This window comes from Stenotrophomonas sp. MYb238, assembly GCF_009496535.1.
Taxonomy (GTDB): domain Bacteria; phylum Pseudomonadota; class Gammaproteobacteria; order Xanthomonadales; family Xanthomonadaceae; genus Stenotrophomonas.
The window spans coordinates 1-4,844 of sequence record NZ_WIDL01000046.1 but is presented as its reverse complement, the minus strand read 5'-3'; the positions used below and the strand labels follow the sequence as shown (position 1 = coordinate 4,844).

The 4,844-nt window shown below is 71.4% G+C and carries 2 protein-coding genes; both read right to left on the bottom strand.

Going from position 1 to position 4,844, the window contains the following annotated elements; translation table 11 throughout:
- Window positions 1-311: 311 nt before the first annotated feature.
- Window positions 312-3,356 (bottom strand): ligand-binding sensor domain-containing diguanylate cyclase, encoded by a 3,045-nt coding sequence (locus CQ393_RS17850; RefSeq protein ID WP_153193660.1) that lies wholly within the window; start codon window positions 3,354-3,356, stop codon window positions 312-314.
- A 129-nt stretch (window positions 3,357-3,485) separates the two neighbouring features.
- Window positions 3,486-4,844 (bottom strand): L-serine ammonia-lyase (locus tag CQ393_RS17845; RefSeq protein ID WP_153193658.1); only part of this gene is annotated, 1,359 nt, incomplete at its 5' end.

The following is a 4,844-nucleotide window of genomic DNA, read 5'->3' as shown; positions in this document are numbered from 1 at the left end:
CGGCCGGCGCCACCGCCGCCGGCCGCCTGCCGATGAACCAGGCAAGTACCAGCAGCACGATCACCGCCAGCATCAGCCGGGGCAGCGTCAGGCCGCCACCGCTGCGCGGGGCCGCTGGCGTGGCCGTGCGGGGACGTCGCGGCGGTGCCGGTCCGTCGGGTTGTTGTCCGCTCTGCATCCGTAACCCCGAGGCTGCATGGTGATGCGCGATTCTGGTGCGTCGCCGAGAGCCAGCGCAATACGTTGCGGCATGCGCATGACACGGAGGCGGGAGCCGGCCCGTGCGCGTCGCCCATCGGGGCGCGTGCAGACTACGGGGTGGCTTCGCAGCTTATCTCGCCTTCGATGCCGAACATCTCCAGCAGGCCGTTCTCCACCAGCCACCAGGGATCGCCGGTGATGACCGACAGGTCGTCGGGCACGCGCGCGCCGGCGACCGTCTGGTAGGCGATCCAGCCGTTGCGGCCGGAGGTCTTGGCCCGGTACAGCGCACGGTCGGCGAGGGTGACCAGCTGCTCCCAGCCGAGCAGCTGCGGGTGGCTGGGGAACAGCGGGCACTCGATCAGGCCCACCGAAGCGGTGAGGCGATGCCGCTGGCCGTTGCCCAGGTCGAAACTGTGTTCGGCGATGCGCGTGCACAGGCGCTGTCCCAGCCGCGCCAGGCTGCCGCGCGGCAAGGGGCGGAACACGAGCAGGAATTCCTCCCCGCCCCAGCGCGCCACGTAGTCGCCGCTGCGCTTGAGCTCGCCGAGCAGCTGCCCGATCTGTTCCAGCACCCGGTCGCCGGCGGCGTGGCCATGGGTGTCGTTGATCGACTTGAAGTGGTCCACGTCGAGCAGGGCGAACACCACCGCCTCGGTCCCGCCCCGGTAGCCGCCGTCGCGTTCGTAGAACGACAGGTCGGTGGGAATCTGCTGGGACAGGTAGCGCCGGTTGTGCAGGCCGGTGAGCGGGTCGGTGAAACTGATCGCCTTCAGCTGGGCGTTGGCGGCCTGCAGGTCGCGGGTGCGTTCCTGCACCAGCCGTTCCAGCTGCGCGCGCTGGCGCGCGTACCGGTGTCGCAGGCCGAGGTAGCCCAGCCAGATCAGGCCCGCCAGCACCAGCACCGCCAGCAGCCTGAAGCCGAGGGTTTCATGCAGGCGCCGCGGGATCTCCAGGGCGACATGCGCGGCATCGCGCAGCGGCTCGGGATGGCTGAAGTCGGCGACCTCGAAGGTGTAGTAACCCGGCGGCAGGTTGGCGTAGCTGGCGCTGCGCATCGCCGGGTTGTCCAGCTCGCGCCAGTCTTTCTCGTAGCCGGCCAGGCGGTAGCGCAGCAACGGGGTGTGCATCGGCTGGAAGTCGGGCAGGCTGAACTCGAACTTCAGGTCGCGGGCGTCGAGCGGCAGCTTGAGCGTGCCGGGGCCGCCGGCCAGCCGCCGGCCCTGGACCTGCACGTCGTCGATCCGGATCCTGCGCGGCGCGCTGTCCGCGGCCGTGGCCACGTCCACCAGCAGCGCGCCGTCGCGGGTGGGCAGCCAGAGCTGGCCGTCGCGCAGCACGCCGCGGCTGTTGCCCGCGCCGTTGCAGCATTTGTCCTGCTGGCCGCCGGCGCGGTCGGCGCCGGAATTGATCACGATCTGCGCGGCCAGCGGCTGCTCTGGATCGGCCAGCGCCCGGTCCAGCGACGACAGCGGCAGCCGGTAGACGCCGCGCATGCCGGCGACCCACAGGTCGTTGCCGTTCTCGGCCAAGTGGAAGGCGACGTTGGCCGGCAGCTCGCGTTCGCGGTCCAGCCAGTGCCAGCGACGGCCATCGTAGAGACGCAGGCTCTCGCCGTTGCTGGTGCCCAGCACCCAGCGCCCATCCTCCAGTTCAAGGAAGGCGGTGACCGGGGTGTCGTCGGGCAGCCCGGTGAGCCGGCCGGTGGGCAGGATGCGCCCGTCGCGCCACTCGTACAGTCCCTGGTAGGTGCCCAGCAGGATGCGGCCGTCGCGGGTCTCGTGGACGAGGCGGATGCGCGGGTCGGCCAGGCCGTCGCGCTCGGCGTAGCGCGACAGGCGCGTACCGTCCTCGAGCAGGAACAGCCCGCGGGTCGTGGCGAACCACAGCCGCCCGGCACGGTCGCGCACGATGCCGTTGATCTGCGCGTCGCGCAGCGGCGCCAGTGCGGCCGGCTCCTCGAGCCCGCCCTGGCGCAGCACCGCGACGCCGGCGCGCGTGCCGATCCAGACCTGGCCGCGCTCGGGCAGCAGGCTGTAGGCCTCCGGGTGCGGCAGCTGGTTGCCCGGCACGCGGTTCTGGAAGCGTCCGTTGCGCCAGACATCGACGCCGTCGCTGCTGCCGACCCAGACATCGCCATCCGGCGCGGCGGCGATCGACCACAGCAGCGGGGTGCCGAGGCCGTCGGCCTGGCTCAGGCGCCGGGCCCAGCCGTTCCATGCCCGGGTCACGCCCTCGACCATGCTGCCCAGCCAGAGGTTGCCGTCGCGGTCCTCGAAGATTGAGCGGATGGCGATGGCGCCGGGCGTATCGCGGATGCGCTCGGCCGGTTGCCCGGGGCGCAGCCGTTCCAGATATTGCGGGGTGGCCACCCACAGGTTGCCGTCGCGGTCGGCCTGCATCGCCTCCACCGCCAGGGCGTCGGCCGGGCGGCCGGCGGCCGCCTGCCAGCTGTCGTTGTGCAGGCGGAACAGGCCGTGGCGGGGTCCGGCCCAGAGCGTGCCGTCGGCCTGCGCCAGCGCGGTGACCGATGCGCCGCCGGCCATGGCCAGCAGCGGCAGGGTCCGCACCTTGCCGTCGACCACGTGGAATACCCGGCCTTCGCCGCCGGCCCATAGCCCGTCCTCGCGCGCCAGCAGGCTCAGCGCCGGGCCGGGCAGGGCGTGCACGCGCCGCAGCCGCCCGTCCTGCGGCGTGCAGATGCCTTCCGTGCAGCCGACCAGGATGCGGCCGTCGACATTCAGCAGCGCGCTCACCGGCGCCGGCCGGTCGGCCACGGCCGGGGCGATGGCGCGGAAGCGCTCGTCCTCCAGCACCAGCAGCCCCTGCGTGGTACCGATCCACAACCGGCCGTCGTCGCCGGCGAGCAGGGCCAGGATGTTGTTGCCCAGTTCGGGGGCGTCGCGCTGGGTGTAGCGCACGAAGCGCACGCCGTCGAACCGGGCGAGCCCGGTCTGGGTGCCGAACCACAGGTAGCCGGCCGAATCCTGGGCGATGGCCAGCACGCTGATCTGCGGCAGTCCCTGGTCCACTCCCCAGGTATCGGTGACGTAATCGCGGAACGGCTTGCCGGCGTCCAGGGCGGCAGCCGGCAGGGAAACCGCCAGCAGGACCAGCAGCCACAGGCGGGCCAGCAGTGCGGCGCGGGTTGCCAATGCCCGGCATGGATGGCGGATGGTGGATGGATTGTCGATCGAGATTCCCCCTGAATCCCGGACTGCGCGTCAGGTTACCTCGAAACCCTTAGCGGCCCCTCGACTGGCGACTTGAATCCTCAGCCGCATTCAGCATTCGATGACGTTGACGGCCAGTCCGCCGCGGCTGGTTTCCTTGTACTTGTCCTGCATGTCGCGTCCGGTGTCGCGCATGGTCTTGATGACCTTGTCCAGGCTGACCTTGTGCTTGCCGTCGCCGCGCATGGCCATGCGCGCGGCGTTGATTGCCTTGACCGCGCCCATGGCGTTGCGCTCGATGCAGGGGATCTGCACCAGCCCGCCGATCGGGTCGCAGGTCAGGCCCAGGTTGTGCTCCATGCCGATCTCGGCGGCGTTCTCGATCTGCCCCGGCTTGCCGCCCAGGGCGGCCATCAGCCCGCCGGCGGCCATCGAGCAGGCCACCCCGACCTCGCCCTGGCAGCCGACCTCGGCCCCGGAGATCGAGGCGTTCTCCTTGTAGAGGATGCCGATGGCCGCGGCGGTGAGCAGGAAGTCGAACACGCCCTGCTCGTTGCTGCCCGGGCAGAAGCGGTCGTAGTAGTGCAGCACCGCCGGGATGATGCCGGCCGCGCCGTTGGTCGGGGCGGTGACCACGCGGCCGCCGGCGGCGTTCTCCTCGTTGACCGCCAGCGCGTACAGGTTGACCCAGTCCAGGGTGGTCAGCGGGTCGCGCATGGCCGCTTCCGGGCGCGCGGACAGCTCGCGGTACAGCGCCGGGGCGCGGCGATTGACGTGCAGGCCGCCGGGCAGGGTGCCCTCGGAGCGGATGCCGCGGGTCACGCAGGCCTGCATGGCGTCCCAGAGCTCGCGCAGGCCGTCCTTGATCTGGTCCTCGCTGCGCCAGCACTTCTCGTTCTCGAACATCAGCGCGGCGATGCTCAGGCCGCTGCGCGCGGCCTGGGCCAGCAGCTCGTCGCCGCTCTTGAACGGATACGGCAACGGGGTCTGGTCGGGCACGATGCGGTCGTCGGCGGCATCGTCGGCATTGACCACGAAGCCGCCGCCGACGGAGTAGTAGTCGCGGGTGGCGATGACGGCGTCGTTGCCGTCGAAGGCGGTGAAGCGCATGCCGTTGGTGTGGTAGGGCAGCTTCTGGCGCTTGTTCAGGGCCAGGTCGCGCTTCTCGTCGAAGGCGATCTCGTGCTGGCCCATCAGGTTGATGCGCCTGGACGAGCAGATGCGGGCCAGGGTCTCGGGGATGATGTCCGGGTCGATCAGGTTGGGGCGGTGGCCTTCCAGGCCGAGCAGCACGGCGGTGTCGGTGCCGTGGCCGCGGCCGGTCAGGGCCAGCGAGCCGAACACCTCGGCGCGGATGCGCGCCACGTCCTGCAGCCTGCCCGGATCGAGCAGCCAGCGGTGGACGAACCGCTCGGCCGCGCGCATCGGGCCCACGGTGTGCGACGAACTCGGGCCGATGCCGATCTTGAA